The organism is Akkermansia sp. AE01SA01, from assembly GCF_036417395.1.
In the GTDB taxonomy this organism is placed as follows: domain Bacteria; phylum Verrucomicrobiota; class Verrucomicrobiia; order Verrucomicrobiales; family Akkermansiaceae; genus Akkermansia.
Genome location: NZ_CP143890.1, coordinates 1,004,512 through 1,022,578 on the forward strand (window position 1 = coordinate 1,004,512; position 18,067 = coordinate 1,022,578).

At 57.5% G+C, this 18,067-nt stretch carries 17 protein-coding genes; 2 read left to right on the forward strand and 15 right to left on the reverse strand.

Annotated features, from left to right (window positions below):
* Positions 1-86: 86 nt before the first annotated feature.
* The 12 genes from V3C19_RS04120 to larC all read right to left on the reverse strand — a co-directional run bounded on the left by V3C19_RS04120 (position 87) and on the right by larC (position 11,217).
* Entirely contained in the window at positions 87-602 is a 516-nt protein-coding gene (locus tag V3C19_RS04120) for a YlbF family regulator (protein ID WP_130083384.1), read from the reverse strand.
* Positions 603-720: 118 nt separating this feature from the next.
* Positions 721-1,026 carry a hypothetical protein gene (locus V3C19_RS04125; RefSeq protein WP_130083385.1) on the reverse strand — a complete coding sequence of 102 codons (306 nt, stop codon included), beginning with the start codon at positions 1,024-1,026 and terminating at the stop codon, positions 721-723.
* 12 nt (positions 1,027-1,038) lie between these two features.
* A complete protein-coding gene (locus V3C19_RS04130) occupies positions 1,039-1,245 on the reverse strand; it encodes a hypothetical protein (protein ID WP_130083386.1) in 207 nt (68 codons plus the stop codon).
* 30 nt (positions 1,246-1,275) lie between these two features.
* The gene (locus V3C19_RS04135; RefSeq protein ID WP_149873771.1) at positions 1,276-1,521 is read right to left on the reverse strand and encodes a hypothetical protein; all 246 of its coding nucleotides are present in this window, start codon (positions 1,519-1,521) and stop codon (positions 1,276-1,278) included.
* A gap of 345 nt (positions 1,522-1,866) precedes the next feature.
* Positions 1,867-3,033 (reverse strand): pyridoxal phosphate-dependent aminotransferase, encoded by a 1,167-nt coding sequence (locus V3C19_RS04140; RefSeq protein ID WP_130083388.1) that lies wholly within the window; start codon positions 3,031-3,033, stop codon positions 1,867-1,869.
* A 169-nt stretch (positions 3,034-3,202) separates the two neighbouring features.
* The gene (gene murJ / locus V3C19_RS04145) at positions 3,203-4,768 is read right to left on the reverse strand and encodes a murein biosynthesis integral membrane protein MurJ (RefSeq protein ID WP_130083389.1); all 1,566 of its coding nucleotides are present in this window, start codon (positions 4,766-4,768) and stop codon (positions 3,203-3,205) included.
* Positions 4,769-4,777: 9 nt separating this feature from the next.
* Positions 4,778-5,869, reverse strand: coding sequence for an adenylyltransferase/cytidyltransferase family protein (locus V3C19_RS04150; protein ID WP_130083390.1), 1,092 nt, complete (start codon positions 5,867-5,869; stop codon positions 4,778-4,780).
* A 148-nt stretch (positions 5,870-6,017) separates the two neighbouring features.
* Positions 6,018-6,662 (reverse strand): superoxide dismutase, encoded by a 645-nt coding sequence (locus V3C19_RS04155; RefSeq protein WP_295934182.1) that lies wholly within the window; start codon positions 6,660-6,662, stop codon positions 6,018-6,020.
* A gap of 220 nt (positions 6,663-6,882) precedes the next feature.
* A complete protein-coding gene (locus V3C19_RS04160) occupies positions 6,883-8,343 on the reverse strand; it encodes a family 10 glycosylhydrolase (protein WP_130083530.1) in 1,461 nt (486 codons plus the stop codon).
* 105 nt (positions 8,344-8,448) lie between these two features.
* On the reverse strand, positions 8,449-9,204 hold the full coding sequence (gene larB / locus V3C19_RS04165; protein WP_130083392.1) for a nickel pincer cofactor biosynthesis protein LarB: 756 nt from the start codon (positions 9,202-9,204) through the stop codon (positions 8,449-8,451).
* Positions 9,201-10,016 carry an ATP-dependent sacrificial sulfur transferase LarE gene (gene larE, locus V3C19_RS04170; protein WP_130083393.1) on the reverse strand — a complete coding sequence of 272 codons (816 nt, stop codon included), beginning with the start codon at positions 10,014-10,016 and terminating at the stop codon, positions 9,201-9,203. The genes larB and larE overlap by 4 nt, the downstream gene beginning before the upstream one ends.
* A complete protein-coding gene (larC, locus tag V3C19_RS04175) occupies positions 9,988-11,217 on the reverse strand; it encodes a nickel pincer cofactor biosynthesis protein LarC (protein WP_295934179.1) in 1,230 nt (409 codons plus the stop codon). Before larC ends, larE begins: the two co-directional genes overlap by 29 nt.
* A 201-nt stretch (positions 11,218-11,418) precedes the next feature.
* Here larC and V3C19_RS04180 point away from each other — a divergent pair, with 201 nt between their 5' ends.
* The gene (locus V3C19_RS04180; protein ID WP_067571620.1) at positions 11,419-12,429 is read left to right on the forward strand and encodes a polyprenyl synthetase family protein; all 1,011 of its coding nucleotides are present in this window, start codon (positions 11,419-11,421) and stop codon (positions 12,427-12,429) included.
* A 1,211-nt stretch (positions 12,430-13,640) separates the two neighbouring features.
* Positions 13,641-14,198 (forward strand): pentapeptide repeat-containing protein, encoded by a 558-nt coding sequence (locus V3C19_RS04185; RefSeq protein WP_295934174.1) that lies wholly within the window; start codon positions 13,641-13,643, stop codon positions 14,196-14,198.
* Positions 14,199-14,304: 106 nt separating this feature from the next.
* Here V3C19_RS04185 and rsgA read toward each other — a convergent pair whose 3' ends face one another.
* The 3 genes from rsgA to V3C19_RS04200 all read right to left on the reverse strand — a co-directional run bounded on the left by rsgA (position 14,305) and on the right by V3C19_RS04200 (position 17,981).
* Entirely contained in the window at positions 14,305-15,360 is a 1,056-nt protein-coding gene (gene rsgA / locus V3C19_RS04190) for a ribosome small subunit-dependent GTPase A (RefSeq protein ID WP_295934172.1), read from the reverse strand.
* Positions 15,357-16,136: a class I SAM-dependent methyltransferase gene (locus tag V3C19_RS04195; RefSeq protein WP_130083397.1), complete on the reverse strand. Its 780-nt coding sequence runs from the start codon at positions 16,134-16,136 to the stop codon at positions 15,357-15,359. Before V3C19_RS04195 ends, rsgA begins: the two co-directional genes overlap by 4 nt.
* Before the next feature lie 486 nt (positions 16,137-16,622).
* Entirely contained in the window at positions 16,623-17,981 is a 1,359-nt protein-coding gene (locus tag V3C19_RS04200; RefSeq protein ID WP_130083398.1) for an MFS transporter, read from the reverse strand.
* Positions 17,982-18,067: the final 86 nt, after the last annotated feature.

Consider the following 18,067-nt stretch of genomic DNA (forward strand, 5'->3'; position numbering starts at 1 on the left):
AAGTATATAATTCCCTAAAAAATCACCACCGGGCAAGCCTTGCCCAATGGTGAAAATTAGTGAAAATGATTGTCTGAAAAGATTGATCAGTGATTGCCGCAGCCGCAGCCGCCGTCCTTGTGGTCGTGATCGTGGTCGCAAGTGCCGTCGCAGTCGCAGCTTTCCTTGTTGCAGTCGCCTCCGCAGGAGCAGGAGGACTGGGCGCTCATGGCACGCTGGCGGGCTTCTTCGATTTCTTCAGGAGTGGGGGCGCGGCCGAGGTCAATGGACATGCCCAGATAATGATTGATGGTGTTCAGGATTTCGTCAATGGTCTGGCGCGCTTCCAGGAAACCGCGGGCAGCGTCATTTTTGACCACGTTTTCACGCAGGGTATCGAACTTGGCGATTTCCTCTTCCGTCGGCGGCATGCCGGCCAGGTGCTTGTTGCGCAGTTCTTCGCCGTAGGCGTTCACTTCTTCAAAAAGCTTGGTTGCTTCCGGATTCTGGAAAAACAGGCCGATTTTAGCCTTGGAAGACACAACCTGGTCTTCCTTGGCAAGAAGGTTGCAAAGGGCTTCCGTAGCGGAACGCAGGTTGTCATTGAGAACGGGGGTATTCATATAAAATTCATTTAACCATGACTTTCAAGACAGGACAACCCGGTTGCGAGGCATCATGCGCTTTTTTATGTCAACCCGTGGGATGCTGTTTTTACTCACTTCGTTTAGGTAGACTCCGCTACAAGTAGTCAGCTTCCGCAACCCTTCCAGCGGTTCTGTGCAGCAAGGCCGGGATTTCCTTGTCTTCATATCCGGCCAGGTTAGGGTATTTTCTGACTTCCTGTGCCTTGGCCGGGAAGCAGGCCATCAATTTCCTAATGAATCCGCGTTCCTTGCTTTTGATGATGTACTGGGCGTTGTTGCTTCCCGCTCCGCGAGCGCTTGTGGTGTTGAACAGCCTGGTTTCCTGCTCGCCGGACATGTCGGAGGCGTAATCAATGAGCATGTCGGCGCAAATCTCCGTAGCTTTAAAAGTGTAGTCCACCTGGCTGTGGAATTATTTGATTACCAGCGCGGCGGCACTTAAATAAAGCCGCAGGGCTTCTTCTTTGTTCGGGAGTTTGCTGTTTTTGTCCGTCAGGGCGATGAACGGGATGCTGTTGGACATGAATTCTTTTACGGTGTGATCCAGATCAGTATGTTCGGAAACCCATTCGACATTGTTGTAGCCGCTGAGGTCAAGGAACGGTGCCTTGGCAATCATGTAACACAGAAAGAGTCCGTTCGTCAGTTCCTAGGGCGTGACGTCCTTCTTCCTGTAGCGTTTGGCTTCTTTCCGCATCTTGTCGGTCCCCTGGTAAAACAGGATAAGCTGGCCGCTGTCCAGCAGTTTCTGAAGTGGGAGGAGTTCCGGATTCTGCTTGTCCGGATTCCTGATAACGGAGGGGAGGGGGAGCCGTTCCTGGGGCGGAGAGGCTGAACAGGGAAAAGATAGCAGGAAAAGAACGTATGGCAGGAAGCAGAGGCAGGAATGGTTCATGGCGTTGTAAAAGGGGTTAGGGAAAAGTGGTAGAGTTGGCATGCAGGGCATTGGGCCTTATCAGCAGTTTACCCGGGGATATGCATGGGGGTGAATCCTTCCGGGTCTTCCGCCCGTCCCATGAGGGAAATATTGCTGAAGCTGACATTCAGGGGCAGAAAGGCGAATAACGGGAACGGTACTTATGATAGCCTGTCATGCATTCAAATGTCAATGAAGCCAAAAATATGTTGGTACTGTGTATTTAATTGCAGAGCGGCGGAATCGTATTTCCCGTTTGCAGCAAAAAGGACCGCCCCATGAAGGAGGCGGTCCTTGAAAAGTGGTAAATAGCTGGGTCAGCGCTTAGTGCGCCTTGCAGAATTCTTCAAAGCGGTCCAGCGCTTCCTTCAGGATGTCCAGCGTGGTGCAGTAGCTGATACGAATGCCCTTGTCATTGCCGAAGGCGATGCCGGGAACGGCGGCCACCTTGTAGCGTTCCAAGAGCTTGTCGCACAGGTTCAGGGAGGTGAGGCCCAGCTTGCTGGTGTCCACAAAGAAGTAGAAGGCGCCCTGGGGTTCCACGACGCTGACGTTCGGGATGGCGCTGAGGCGGGAATAGACGTACTGGCGGCGCATGTCGTATTCGTCGCGCATGTCGCTGATGAAGCTCTGGTCTCCGGTGAGGGCCTCAATGCCGCCGTACTGGGCGAAGGTGCAGACGTTGGACGTAGTGTGGTCCTGAATCATCTGGATGGCCTTGGCGATGGGAGCCGGGGCGGCGGAGTAGCCCAGGCGCCAGCCGGTCATGGCGTAGCCCTTGGAAAAGCCGTTGATGGTGATGGTCAGGTCGTACAGTTCCGGGCTGAGGGAGGCGATGCTGACGTGTTTGACATCCCCATACACGAGGTGTTCGTAGATTTCGTCCGCCAGAATGAGGATGTCCTCGCTCACGGCCACTTCGCCCAGGGCGCGCAGTTCCTCTTCGGAATAAACGGCTCCGGTCGGGTTGTTCGGCGTGGTGAGGATGACCATCTTGGTGCGGGGGGTCATGGCTTCTTCAAATTGTTCGGCCGTGAGCTTCCAGCCGTTTTCCGGCGTGGTTTCCACAATGACGGGAATACCGCCGCACATGCGGACCATTTCCGGATAACTGACCCAGTAGGGAGACGGGATGATGACTTCATCCCCTTCGGAGACAGTGGCCATGATGGCATTGAAGCAGGCGTGCTTGGCGCCCGCTCCCACTGTGATCTGGGAAGGATCGTATTCCAGGTTGTTTTCTCTCTTGAGCTTGTCGGCGATGGCCTGGCGCAGCGCAGGAAGGCCCGCGGAAGGGGTGTACTTGGTGGCGCCGTTGTTCAGGGCGGCGATGGCTGCCTGCTTGATGTTGTCGGGGGTGTCCATTTCCGGTTCACCGCCCGCCAGACCGTAAACTTCTTCACCGGCGGCTTTCATGGCCTTGGCACGGTTGGTCACCTTGAGAGTCAGGGAAGGGGTTAATGCAGCAATGCTGGGGGAAATCATGTCCATTGTGGTGAGATCGTAGATTTTTGAATGCCGGCGCGGAAAACAGGCTATTTTCCGCTTAAGCGGGAAAACTTTACTCACTGAGTGCTGCTCTGGCAAGGAGAATGCTTGCAAGGGCCATTCTTTTTCCTCTGCCGGGACGCACGGCCTTTCCGGATGGGAAATGCCGTGGTCAGCGTTTCATCAGTTTGGCCCGTACCGCATCAAGTTCCGGCGTTTTCAGCAGGAAGGCGGCCATCAGGTAAATGATGCCGGCGCTTCCGCAGACCAGGGAAATGCCCAGCACCCTTGCCGGGAAGGACCAGTCCAGGAAGCCCTGGAGGAACCATGTTTTTCCAGCCCAGCAGACCGCTCCCAGAAAGGCCGCCGCCGCCAGGATTTTCAGGAGGCCGGAAACCAGTGTCTTCCCGTCCATGCCGCCGAGCTGGCGGCGCAGGTAAAGAAAGTAGAAAAGGAAGTTGAATGTAGTGACCACGGAGGTGGTGAATGCCAGCCACGCCGCGTTTTTATGCAGCACATACACGAAGTAGTAATTGAGGCCGATGCTGATGGCCAGCGCCACGGCAGCGGCGATGAGGGGGACCCAGCGTTTTTCCAGAGCCAGGAAGACGGGCTGCACTACCTTGGTTCCGGCATAGCCCAGCAGGCCCAGGGAGTAGGCTCCCAGAACCTCTCCCGTGTAACGAACTGCATCCTGGCTGAAGCGCCCCCATTGATACACGGAGGAGACGAATTCCGTGCCCAGAATGTACAGGATCAGGAAGGCTGGAATGGCGAAGAACGCTACCAGCCGCAGCCCCCTGGCAATGTGGGCCGCCACTTCCTTCCTCCCGTTCCCCACCATCATGCGGGAGACGGCCGGGAGCACGACCATGCCTGTCGCCACGCCGAAAAGGCCGACGGGGAGTTGCCAGAGCCGGAATGCCGTGGTCAGCGCAGTGACGGACCCCTTTTGCAGGTTCAGTGCAAAACCCGTATTGATGAAAATGGTGAACTGCGTGACGCCGGAGGCCAGCACGGAGGGCAGCATCAGCCCCCAGATTTTTTTGATTTTAGGGTCATTCCACTGGAAATTGGGCTTCCAGCGGAAACCCGTTCTGCGAAGTTTGGGAAGCTGCACGGCAATCTGGGCGATGCCCCCGAGCGTCACCCCGCAGGCAAAGCCGTACAGGGCCTTGGGACCGAAGGAGGGGTCAATGAACCAGCCGATAAGCAGGCCCAGCAGGATGGATGTGACGTTGAAGGCGGCGGAGGCCAGCATGGGCAGTCCGAAAACGCCCACCATGTTCAGCGCGCCCATCACCAGGGCGGACAGGGAGGCGAAGCCGATGAAGGGCCACATGATGCGGCTCAGGTCCGTGGCGAACAATTGATCCGTCACGGAATGGTTCCCGCTGTAAAGAGCTTCCATGATAGGGCCGGCAAACAGGATGCCCAGCGTGACGATGGCGACCATCAGGGTGGAAAGCTGGGTGGCCACCTTGTTGGTCAGTTCCCAGGCCGCGGCGTCCCCCTCTGCCTCCCGCGTCTTGGAGGCCACACTGGTGTAGGATTGGGAAAGGGCCCCTTCCGCGAACAGATCCCTGAGCAGGTTGGGAATGCGGAAGGCTGTGTAAAAGGCGTCCAGCACGCCCGTGGCGCCGAACAGGGAAGTGTACACGATTTCCCTTGCCATGCCGGTCAGGCGGCACGCGAAGATGGCGCCGGAGGCAATCAGGCTGTTCCGCATCAGGGACATGGCAAAAGATTACTTGAACAGCTGGCGGCAGTACGGTTCCACGCGCTTCATGTCCGGATGGCCCTTGACGGCCTGGTCCCGGTCGTCCCGGCAGGAGAACAGGTACAGGGCATAGCCGCCGTAGCCGCCGCCCAGGTATTTCTTCGCCAGGGCATTGGGGATGTCTGGAAGGGGGATCATGCCTTCGTCAAGCTGTACGCTGTAATACAGGGCCACGCCTGCGGCCAGGGTGTGGATGTTGTGTTCCAGAGCTCCCGTGCGGGCGATCAGAGAAGACTGAGCGATGCGCACGTAATCCCGGCATTCGTCCGCCATTTTCGGCGTATCATGTTCGGAACCTGTGTAGAGAATGGCCATCCTTCCCTCCAGGAAGTCTCCGGTGCCCTTCATGTCCAGCACGGGGGAACTCCCGGAGCGCCACACACACAGGCCCGTTTCCGCAATCACGGCGGGGTCTTGCCAGCCAACGCCCAGCGCCAGTTCGGAAGCTACGGGATCGCGCCCTTCCAGCATGGCCCACGCGCCGCTGCCGCCCAGGCCGGAACGCTTTTCATAGGGCCATTCGCAGAGGGAAACCATCGGGGTGATGGCGCAGTTGACCACATAGGCGTCTTTTCTGGCGTAGCGGGGAACGTCCAGCCATCCTCCGGCAAAATCCACCCGGAGCGGTACAGAGGACGGCGCCTTGATCCGGTTAACCAGCATGGTGGTGGAAACGGGGGTGAATTTGGGCGGCGTCTTGGGAAGAACCACGTACCGGGCTCCCACGCGCGAGCACAGTTCCTTCTTGACCGCGCCGTACAGATCGTCTTCTGTCACGGCCAGGATATCCGGTTTTTCCGCTAGGAATTCCTCCTCGAAGTCCAGCCCCTTCCTCATGCCCGTACCCAGGATAACCTTGTCCACCATCCGCAGGCTTTCCAGAAGAACCTTCTTGTGTTCGTCCGGAATGGAGGGCTTGCGCTGCTTGTGGTGCCAGAGCACGGGTTCCGAGGCAAAGGAAACAATCAGGTAGTCCCCTAGGGCGCGGGCTTCTTCAAAAAACTGGATGTGTCCAGCATGGACGATGTCATAGCAGCCTGAGACGAAAACTTTTTTCATGCACAATGTGGGTGGTATTAGATAATCAGCTGACGGCAGTATGCCTTATCCCTTTTCAAGATGCAAGAGCCGGGAAACAGCATATAAAAAAACGGCACGGACCGTTAAACGTCCGTACCGTTGAAAAAATCGGGATGTATGGGCCAGGTCAGGACTCCATGGCGTCCTTGTAGCGTCCTTCCACGTCATCCCAGTTGATGAGGCGGCAGAAATCTTCAATATAGTTGGCCCTGGCGTTCTGATGCTTCAGGTAATAGGCGTGTTCCCACACGTCGCAGACCAGAATGGGCACCAGGCCGGGAATTTCCACGTTCTGGTGCTTTTCCGCTCCGCAGATCACCAGTGTCTTGCTCATGGGGTCCACGCCAAGAATGCCCCATCCGGAACCTTCCACCCCCAGCGCTGCGGCCTTGAATTCCTTCATCATGCCGTCCAGGGAGCCGAATTTTTCCTTGATGGCGTCCATCAGCGGACCCTGGGGCTCCTTCTTGGGATCGGGAGTCATGTTGGTCCAGAAAATGGTATGGAGGACATGGCCGGAAACGTTGAAGGACAGGGAGCGTACCCAGTTGGTGGTGGCGGAGGCGTCCAGCTTGCCGTCTGCAATTTCCCGGAGCTTTTCCGCGGCAGCGTTCGCGCCGGCGACATAGGCCGCATGGTGCTTGTCATGGTGGATGCGCACCGTTTTCTCATCCATGAGGGGGTCAAGGGCATCGTAGGCATACGGAAGGGGAGGTAACACGTACTTGCCGTCGGCGTAACCGACCGTGGAGGAATTTTGCTTCTTAGTCATCTTGTGCTGTTGTTGTATGAATGGCCCTGTTGCCCGGGCCTGGCTGATCGTTCCCAATGCCGCCAGTGAGGAAAGCGCGAGAAAGCGCCTTCTTTTCATGTCCGCGCCATGGGAATTCATGGAAGTTTGGACATGAGTGGATTTGGAAGCGTTCAAAAAACTTTGCTCGGAATTATTTTTCCCCATTTTCAGCGGAAGCCTGCCGGAAAAGCCGCGACGGCTATCTTCTGGCCGCAGCCGCAGGTCCCTGCGCCCCGTACGCGCTCACGCCTCGCACGGCAACGGAACCGGCATCCCCCAGGAAGGATTTGGGCAGCGTTACGCGGGTCTGGCTGCCGGGCAGCAGGATGCGGGTGGACCACTGGTTGCCGTAGCGCGCCTGAATGGCCCATTTCCGGACGGGATTGCCAGAAGGCTGCCAGGAAAGAGTTACCGTGGAGCCATTGTCCGCCACCGTGAAATTCTGCGGCTGGCCGGGTGTTCCAGTGCCGCACCACGGCATGGCCGGGGGAACGGCCATGGAGGGGTACAGTTTGTTCAGGTAGCGCTGGATGCCCCCGGTGTTCCTCATGATGGACTTGACGCTCCAGAAACACTGCCCCGGCGCGTTGCGGGCCAGGGAGCGGGAGTAGTTGACCTGAGCGGCGATTTCGGAGGCGGGGCGTCCCGGATCTTCGCTGCTCATGATGCGCGCCGTGGCGATGCCGGGCCAGACCGGGCGCCGCGTGTTCTGGGCAGCCCACCACTGCATGAGGGCCGGAAAACTCTGCTTGGCCGGACTGCATCGCCAGTAAAGCTGCGGGGCCAGATAATCCACCCATCCCCTGGAAAGCCATTTGCGGGCGTCGCAGGCCAGGTGCTCGTAGGCATCCACTCCGGCTTCAATCCCGGCAGGCACGCCCGGGCGCCAGATGCCGAAGGGGCTGATGCCCACGCGCACCCACGGCTTGGAGGATTTGACGGATTTGTACATGTCATGCACGAAGTCGTCAATATAGGCCCGCCGCTGGGAAGGCGACTTGCCGTCGCTGAAGCTGCCGGGGGTCCAGCTTCTGCCCGGCGCGGGATAGGGGTAGAAGTAGTCGTCCAGATGGACTCCGTCGATGTCGTAGCGGCGCACGACGTCCAGGATGACTTTCATGGCGTGGTCGCGGGAAGCGGAGGCGCTGGGGTTCATCAGCAGCACGGAGCCGTTGCGCTTCATCAGGTCCGGCCGCGTCAGGGAAATGTGGTTGCGGCCCACGGCGTGGTTCACGTTCGCCTTGGCGCGGAAGGGGTTGAACCATGCGTGCAGTTCAATGCCGCGGCGGTGGGCCTCCTGAATGGCGAAGGCCAGGGGATCGTAGCCCGGGTTGACGCCGGGGCCGGAAAGCCACTGACTCCAGGGCTCCAGAGAGGAACGGTACAGGGCGTCCGCATTCGGTCGCACCTGGAGGAACACGGCATTCAGTTTCAACTGGGCGCAGGTGTTCAGGATATTTAGCAGTTCCGAGCGCTGGGCTGCGCCGGAGAGGCCGGCACGGGAGGGCCAGTCGATGTTGTGGACGGTGGAAATCCATGCGGCGCGGAATTCCTGTGGAGCGGCGGGCACGGTTTCTCCGGAGGGCTGCCAAGCCAGGGCCTGGACCGTCAGCGCAAGCAGGGAACAGGCCAGGCCGTGGAAAAAGGGGGATAAGGTCATGATCTGGTGGCGGGGATGCTGTGCGTTCATTTAACGCCCATCGGGCATGCCTGTCCATGACAGATACCGGCGGTTCCGTCATGGAACACGCGGCGGCTTTTCCGGTCACCGCATTCCGGAAGCGAGGCTGTTGATAAGGTGGGCATTGAATCCGGCACCGAAGCCGTTATCTATATTGACCACGGAAACGCCGTTGGCGCAGGAATTCATCATGGCCAGCAGCGTGGTCACGCCGCGGAAGTTGGCCCCGTACCCCACGCTGGTGGGTACCGCGATCACGGGCACCTTCACCAGGCCAGCCAGCACGCTGGGAAGCGCTCCCTCCATGCCCGCCACGGCTACTAGGACGGTGGCTTCCCGGATGGAATCCAGATGGGACACCAGGCGGTGAAGTCCCGCCACGCCGCAGTCCCGATAGCGGCATACCCGGCTTCCCAGGAATTCCGCCGTCAATGCGGCTTCTTCCGCCACCGCCTGGTCGGACGTGCCCGCGCTGACGATGCCGACAAAGCCAGCCGCCTGCGGCGCAGGAGAGGCGATGATGCGCATGAGGTGTGCCTCCGGATGCATGTCCGCCTCCGGGAAGGTCCCGGAAAGATGGAGCAGGGCGTCTTCATTCAGGCGGGTGGCCAGCACGTTCTGCCCCGCGGCCAGCAGGTTTCGGGCTATTTCTTCAATCTGGACGGGCGTTTTGCCCGCCCCGTAAATTACCTCCGGACATCCCGTGCGTTTCAGGCGGTCGTAGTCGATGTCCGTGTGGGAAAGAGCGGGGGATGCCGCGGCCCTGATTTTTTCCGCCGCCTCTTCCGTGGAAAGGCGGCCTTCCTCAAGCTGGCGCAGGATGGCGGTGATGTTGTTCATGACGGTTTGTTCATGCTTCCCCGGGAATATCCTTCCAGGTCCAGGGTGATATGTCGGAAACCCAGTTCGCGGAGACGGCTCACGACGGCTTCCGACAGGCCGTCCCGGCGGAACAGGACGAGCTCCGGGCCGGGAAGCTCAATGCGGGCCAGATCTTCTCCATGCATCCGGACGCGGCAGCCTTTCAGCCCCAGTGAACGCAGGAAGGTTTCCGCCTCATCCACGCGCCGCAGCAGGCTTTCCGTAACGGGACGGCCGTGTTCCAGGCGCGTCAGCAGGCACGCATAGGCCGGTTTTTCACTGATGCTTTCCGGCAGATTCAGGGAGCGCGCCAGAAGGCGTATGTCCGCCTTTCCCATTTTCGCTTCCAGAAAGGGGCTGACGACGCCGAGTTCCTCAAGGGCCTTGCGCCCCGGCCGGTAGTCGCCCAGATCGTCCATGTTGGACCCGTCCGCCATCCGGGGAAAACGGAGCTCTGCGGCCCGTTCGGTCAGGGAGGTAAACAGGGCGCGCTTGCATAGGTAGCAGCGCAGGGGGGGATTGTCCGCAATCTCCGGAAGAATGGGAAAGGCCAGTCTTTCCTGCCTGACGCCCAGGCGGAGGCACAGGGCGGTGCTGTCCCGGAGTTCCTCCTGCATGACATAGGGCGTTTCCGCCGTCAGGGCCAGGCAGCGGTCCGCTCCCAGAATATCGGCTGAAGCGGCCAGCAGCACGCTGCTGTCCAGCCCTCCGGACAGGGCGATGGCGATGCGCTCCAAGGGAAGCAGGACAGAGCGCAGCCGTTCAAACGGAATCTTTGAGGGACTCGTCATGGTCGTCACGATCGTCGTGGGGGAAAAGTCCCATCATCTGGCATTCTTCCAGAGGCAGGCCGGTCGCTTCCGCCAGGGCCTTGCAGTCCTCGAACTCTGCTTTCCGGTGGTGGGGGCGCCCGTTCATGAAGGAGGTTTTCACGCCTACCGTGCCGTGGCGGGTCTGTACGGCGGAGCATTCCCGGCGCAGGATGTGGCGGCACGCGTTATACTGGCGGATGCCCGGCGTACTGCTGTTCCGGAAAAAGGCGTTTCTGACCCGGTCCGCATGTTCGGGCAGGCACAACGCGCATATCTTGAATGCCAGGCGTCCCTTCTTCATGCAGATGGACTCCTGCCATGCGTCCAGTGCGCCGGCTTCCATCAGCTTTTCCGCCAGGTAGGCGGTCTGCTCCGGCGTCATGTCGTCTATATTGGCGCACAGCTCCGTCAGGCGTTCCGTGGCCGTATCCTGTTCCTCCGTTTCCACCAGCATTACCCGGAGAATGTTAGGGAGGGGCAGGCCTTCCCTGTGGCCGATTCCGTAGCCGGCGGCAGCAATGCGGCCGGAAAGCGGAGAAGGCGCGGGCTGTGCCACGGCGGCGATGTAAGCGGCTCCGGTAGGCGTGGTCGCCTCATGCGGCGTGCCGTTCAGGGTAGACTGGAAGTGGCGCGCGAGCTGCGCGGTAGCGGGCGCCGGAACGGGCATCAAACCGTGCTGGCAGGTGACACGGCCACCGCCCAGCTCCACGGGACCGGTAAAAACGGCATCCGCACGGAGCAGGTCCAGGCAGATGGCCGCGCCCACGATGTCGATGATGGAATCCACAGCGCCCACTTCATGGAAATGCACCTGGTCCGGCGTGGTGCCGTGCACGCGGGCCTCCGCCTCCGCCAGCAGGGAAAAAATGGAGAGAGCCGTCTTCTGTACGGCATCCGGAAGTCCGCTTTCCGTGATGATGCGCCTGATATCCGCCATCGTGCGGTGATGGTGTTCGTGGCTGTGGCCGGAATGGCCGTGTTCCTGGGCAAGCACGTCAACCCGCGTGCCGTAAATGCCCGCCTGTCCGGCGCGCCGGCATTCCAATTTCCATTCCCCGTGAACGTTCAATCTGGACAATTCCCGTTTCAGAATATCCCGGTCCGCGCCCAAGTCGATCAGGGCGGCCAGATTCATGTCTCCGCTGATGCCTGCGCTGCAATCATAGACCAAGACTCTCATGACAAGGTAGTGTAAAAGGAAAATGCCCGTGCTCAAGGTCAAAATGAGCCTTATCGTTCATCGGTTTTCAGGGTTTCCGTGACGGCGTTTCGGAAAAATCCTGTCTGTTCATGCAAGGATATTCCGTGAAATACGTTGCTAGAGAACTCCAAATATGCAACAATTCCCCAGCGCTGACAGCGCTTTCCTCGTTCCCATATCATGTCCATTCCGTTCTTTTCGAAATTACGATCCCAGAAGCATTATCTCCAGTTGATCAAGCCGGAGTTGAAGCAGGTCTCCGAATTTGTGGAAGCTCAGGCAGCATGTTTTGATCCCGAAGTTACTGACTACATGGAAACCGTCTGCCAGTCAAAGGGCAAGATGCTTCGGCCCGCGCTGACTTTGCTGGTGGGCGGTGCCACGGGAGGAATCAAGCCGGAGCACATCCGCCTGGGCGCGCTGCTGGAAATGGTGCATCTGGCCTCCCTGGTGCATGACGACGTGATCGACGAGGCTGACAAGCGCCGGGATGAAGCCACGGCAAACGCCCTGTGGGGTAATAGTCTGGCAGTGCTGCTGGGAGATGTTCTCTTCTCCCACGCCATGGTGCTGGGCACGGAATTCGGCAGCACGGAATTCTGCCGCAAACTTGCGCAGACTGTCAGGAACGTCTGCCAGGGGGAAGTGGCGCAGTCAAGCCGGTTGTACGACCTGAGCATGACGCGCGAGGAATACTTTGAAATCATCCGCAAGAAGACCGCCTCCCTCTTCTCCGCCGCTACGGGCGGTGCGGGCTGGATCTCCGGCGTCTCTCCGGAAGTGGAGGAATCCCTTTACCAGCTTGGGGATCTTCTGGGCGTGGCGTACCAGATTTATGACGACTGCCTGGACATGGTGGGTGATGAAGATGATGCCGGCAAGACCCTTCATACGGACGCCGGAAAAGGCAAGCTCACCCTCCCCATTTTCAATCTGCTGGAATGCGGAGACAGGAACGTGGAAGCCACCCTGCGCGATGCCATTGAAAACCGGGAGGCGGTGGATTATTCCGAATTCCATGACAACCCCGTCTTTGCGGAATCCCTGGACAAGGCGATTCAGGTGGCCCTGGAGAAAAACGAGGCGGCCCGTGAAATCCTGTGGCTCCTCCCCCAGACAGAATACCGTGAGGCCCTGGCGGAGATGACCTTTTACATGGACGAATTGCTCAACGATTGCCGTATCTCCTGACCTTCGTTCCGGTATAACTGTTTCCGCAGTTTCCTGATCCGCTGCCTTTTATCACGGGAAAACGGTAGAAATACCTCGTTGCTCAGCAGGCGCAGCCTCTTCGTCCCGATGGAGCTTGTGGGGCAGCATAGTGATGATCATGTTCTGAAGAAACTGCACTTGGGAGGCGCGCTGTTCTGAGATTCCATTGGTTGCTGGGTAGGATAGTATTCTTGATTGCTGTCTCTGAGGGCGTTTATATCAAATAAACAGTTCCCCCCCAGTGCTTGGAGAGCAGTAGGGATTTTTCCTCTGTTACATATCCTGCAATAACGCACCAATGTGCATGCGGATCATCCGTATTCCGGACTCCGGTCCGGGGAAACCATAATGTTCCTTTTCATTGTTAACCTGGACCGGAACAAGGACGTACCCTCCCTGATTGATTGTGTCCCGGATGGTTTGTTCATGGAAGAGTTTGCAGGAGGATGAGCAGCTTTCCTGTGCTATCTCATTGATGAAATGGGCAAAGTCTCCAGGCTGGAAAACTTCTCCTTTGATGGTTAGTTTTTTCCCTTGAACCGTCTCCTAGAGAATATTTTTTTACCTGCGTGGAAAGGGTTTGTCTGTATATTCGGAACTCCCATTGAGGCAATTGAGCACGCAGGCCCCCGCATAAAAGCCGCACGAAGGACGGACCTGTCCTGGAATTTCTTCCTGATAGGTATTGGGAACGGTGCATGTGACGCCTCTTTCGCGAGAGGCCGGTGTAGCCTCAGTGATAAATTTGTTCTGTGTCATGTTTATTACCGGGATTTATGAAGCTGGTGAATGAAGATATACGGCTGGAGGAAAATTCCGGAAAGGATTGTTTGGGGAGAGGAAGCGTTCGGTTTTTAAAAGGCACCTAAACCATGTTGGAAAAGAACGTGGCGCTCAGTATCCGGGGTGCTATGGCTGCCTGGAAGGCTCGTTTGGAACTACACGGATGGGATCAGGTGGATAACGGATGGACAGGGGCAACGCTGTTTTGGAGGCGGCAGGGAGCATCTGGAATGTTTTTCCGCAAGGTATCAGACGGGCCTGTGTGCATGTGCGGGACGGCTTGCAGGCAGTGGACTTTCATGCTAAAAGGCAGGGAAGAAAATTTTTCTCTTGTGTTTTGTTTCCCGGGAAACGGTGATTCCGGGCCATTGAAACAAGCACGGTGCGGCAATTCCCATCAACATGATATGACTGAAGACGAGACCTTTGAGAAAGTGGATTTCCATGAAATGGAACTGGATGATGAATACTATGATTGCGTATTCATCGCGTGTGATTTTTCAAAGCTGGTCATCCGGAATACCGATTTTGAGAAGTGCGAGTTCAGGGCGTGCAATTTCACGTTGGCCAGCTTCAAGGAAGCCTTCCGGGATGTTACCTTTGCCGACTGCAAAATGACTGGCGCGGACTTCACGGACATAGACAGGTTTTCGGACGGCCTGGTCTTTGAAAACTCGCATCTTGATTATGCCAGCTTTGTAGAGGCCAGGTTGCGGAAAACCGTTTTCCGCGGCTGCAAGATGTATGAGGGTGACTTTAATGACGCGGACATGGAGGAATCCGTTTTTGACCGCTGTGACCTGGAACGGGTTTCTTTCGTCGGGACCAATTTGGAGAAAGCCGATTTTTCAACCTCCTTCAACTTTTCGATCAATCCCGCCATGTGCAAGCTGAAAAAGGCGGTCTTTTCCCGGCATGGGCTGGAGGGGCTGCTCGCCCATCTGGACATTGACATCAAGGGATAGGAGCGCGGCCACGGTTTAACTGGAATACGGAATAGGCCGTTATAGCGGGCAAAACAAGAGTGCGGGCATTCCCGTTTCAGGAATGCCCGCACCGTTTCAACGCAGGTTAGAATTTGGAATTCCGCTTCTTCACTTCCTCTACGAGCCTGGAAAGGGATTTTCCCTTGTTGCGCTTTTCATGTTCCGAAGCGGAAAAGTATTCCGCTTCCCGCCGGAGCTTCAGGTAGCTTTCATAAACCTCGCGGTCCAGCATTCCGGTGTTCACCGCTTCCAGGACGGCGCAGCCGGGTTCATGAATATGCCCGCAATCCTTGAAACGGCACGCGGCCGCGAAATCGGAAATATCCAGCGCTTCTGCAAGGGAACCGGACTGGCCGATCGCCAGGCCGAATTCCCGGACTCCCGGAGTGTCTATTAAAACGCCTGAGCCTTCCATTAACACCATTTCCCGGCGGGTGGACGTGTGCCGTCCTTTACCTGTGGAGGAGCTTATATGGGAGGTGGACAGGAGCGGTTTTCCGCACAGCGCATTCACCAGGGAACTTTTACCGACGCCTGAAGAGCCGACAAACACCACTGTTTCCCCTTCCGGGATGGACTCCCGGAGCCGGAGAATCGTCCGGGGGTCATGAATGCTTGTAAAAAATACAGGCATCCGGCGCTCCAGGTGTGTGACCTGCTCTTCAATGCCCTGCCTGTCAAACCCTAGATCGGCCTTGTTCAGCACCAGTACGGGTTTGATCCCTTCTTCCAATATCTGGACCATGAAACGCTCGGCCCTGCGGATATTGAAATTATCATCCAGGCTCTGGACAATGAATGCCTTGTCCACGTAAGAGGCGATCGCCTGCCTGTCGGAAACCGTTCCGCTTTTCCTGCGGTACAGGGTCCGTTCATGGGGCAGTACATCGACGATGATCCCTTTCGTTTCATCAAAGGGCTGGAAAATCACCCAGTCGCCCGTGCAGGGCAGTTCAAAGGCTGATTGTTCATACATCATGTTTCCCCTTAATTCGCACTGGAACACTCCGTTTTCAGAGACGATCTCATAACACGTTCTGTGCACGATGGCGATGCGGCCATGGGGCAGGGCGCTGTACGCTGATTCCCGTTTGAGCCGGCCTAATTTGTCATTCCAGCCGTAAATTGTTAAATCAATCATTGTCCCGTCTTTTTTGCGATGTAAAACACGTAGCCGTAGAATTCCTTGTACCTGCGGTACAATTCCTCTTCATGGCGCAGGGATGCGACTAATTCCGCGGCGGCTTCATTTCCGGGATATTGATGGAGGAAGGCCTCCTGCACGGGAAGCTGCGGGGCGTAATAATGCTCCGTCCAGCAGCTTTCCGGCAGAATGAAGGAAGCGACAGGCACGTACCCGGCCCTCTGTATCTGGGCTATCTTATTGGGTATGGTGTCTATCTCCGGATACATGTCCATCCAGAAGCGGTGAATCTCTTCCGGACGTTCCGCGGTAAACCACGAGCTTTCGGAAACGGCCAGGTAGCCTCCCGGTTTCAGGAACTTGCGCCATTCGTTCAGCCCCCGTTCAAAGCCGATGTTGTAAATGGCCCCTTCCGACCAGATCAGGTCCAGTTCTTCTTCTGCAAAGGGCAGCTTGTCCATGGAACCGACGATGCCTTCTACCCTGTCCTGCAAGCCTGACTGCGTTGCCTGGCGGTTGAAGATGCGGATGAAATCCGGGAACAGGTCAAGCCCCGTAACGCTTCCCTGAACATGTGCGGCCAGCATCCTGGTCTGTCCGCCCGTGCCGCAGCCGAGGTCGGCGATGCGGGATTGTCCGGTCAGATTGTCAATGAAGCTGAGGGCCTTGAGGGTGGCCTCCGGGCTGCCGGGGCCCTGCCGTTCCAGGCGGGAAAAATAATCGCAGATGAAGTTAAAATCGAATTCGTGAATTGTTTTATTTTTGTTACTCATTAATTTAATGCATGTTGTATGCCATGAGGGCACAATGGTGCCGTCATCGTGGCAGGTAGATTAACGTTGAAATTCCTATAATACGGAACTTCCTCCCGGAAGGGATCATCCGGGAGCAAACAAAAAGGGGACAACCGGTGCGGAACGTACCGGTTGTTTACAAGACCGAGGCCGATTTAAATGAAGTATTAACCATGAAGCAAAGATATATCGTCTTGTGCCGGACTGGAAATGCGCTGCCGATCAGGTTGTTTCAGAAGCGGCTTTTCCGGTAAGGCGGGGAACAGAGGCAAATGCCCGCTCGCCTCATATCTTTTCTGTAATTTGTATTTCCAATACTTTCCCGAAAGTATGCCCGCTGACAGGATGGGCGGGCCGTGTCCTGATTTCGCACAGTCCGGCTGTCTTTTTCAAGATATTATTGCGTCCGCTGTTCCCCGGAGCCGGGAAAACCCCGTCATTTCCCGCGCGGCGGGATGCTTCCCTCTATTCCGTTTTCCCGTACCTGCGGGCCCGGAAGGAGTAGGCCACCGCCACCACGGCGGCCAGTATGGCGTACAGGATGAAGCGGTCCGTGGAAATGGCGTTGGCGGATTCTCCGTTGGACAGGAAGAAGGTGATGGCGGCCACCAGCATGTTGCCTGCAAAGATGGTGAGGTTCCAGAAGCTGGTGATGACGCTTTTCAAATGCAGCGGAGCCTGCGTGTAGGCGAATTCGAGGCCGGTGGTGCTGAGCAGGATCTCGGAAATGGTGAGCACGCAGTAGGGGATCAACTGCCACGCGATGGACATGGAGGCGCCTCCCTCCAGCCTGTATTGCAGGAAAGCGACAATCAGGAACGTCACGGAGCTCAAGGCCAGCCCCGTTCCGAGACGCACCAGGGGCCGCGCCAGCGTCACCACCTTCGGATAGACAAATACGGTGATCAGTGGAATGAACACCATCACGAAAATGGGATTGGCCGCCTGGATTTGAGCCGGCCCGATAAACCAGTCTCCGCCGCCCGGGAGCGGGATGGAAAGGGGGATCATCCTGCTGCCCTGGGCCACCCAGGAGGAGGCCGTCTGTTCAAAGATGGACCAGAAGGGAATGATGAAGACAAAGATGGAGAGGATTTTCAGGATATGCCGGGCATCCTCCACGGAGGCTGGACCGCACCGTTGTTCGGCATTCTTCCAGCCCCCGTGGAACAGGACGATGAAGAGCACTTTCCAGAAGCCGGCGCGGCCGTTGTTGCGTTCAGGCGGCGTTCTGTGGTACTTCTTGCGGCCCAGCCAGAAGACGAAGGTGGCAATGCCCATGAAAATGCCCGGAACGGCAAACGCCCAGCTGTATCCGTAATGCTGTTCCATGGCCGGAATAACCAGGAAGGAGAAGAAGGAGCCCAGGTTGATGGCCCAGTAAAAGGCATTAAAGGCCTTGGTCATCAGCTGCGGGGATTTGTTCGGAATCTGGTCCCCCATGAAGGCGGAGACGCAGGGCTTGATGCCTCCCGCGCCCAGCGCAATGATGAACAGGCCCGCCATCAAGATGTAACGGCGCGCTTCAATGGTGTGGAAGAGGTCCGCCGTGGCCAGGACGCCGTGCCCTACGCAGTAAAGCAGGGAAATGTAAAGAATGGTCTTGTATCGGCCCCATACCTTGTCCGCCAGCCATGCGCCCGCCAAGGGGAGCAGGTAGACCATTCCCGCGAAGACGTGGAGGGTGGCGGTGGCCCAGTTTTCACTCATCAGCAGGTGGCCCGTCATGTACAGCATGAGGATGGATTTCATGCCGTAGAAGCTGAAACGTTCGCAGGCTTCCGTGCCGATGATGAACCTGGACTGGGAGGGAAGGGCGTTCATGGGGGAAAGGGGTGGTTGTCAGAAAGTGCCGGAAAGGGCAATAAAAATGATGGCCCCTGGAAGAGGGCCATCATGAAAACGGTGCC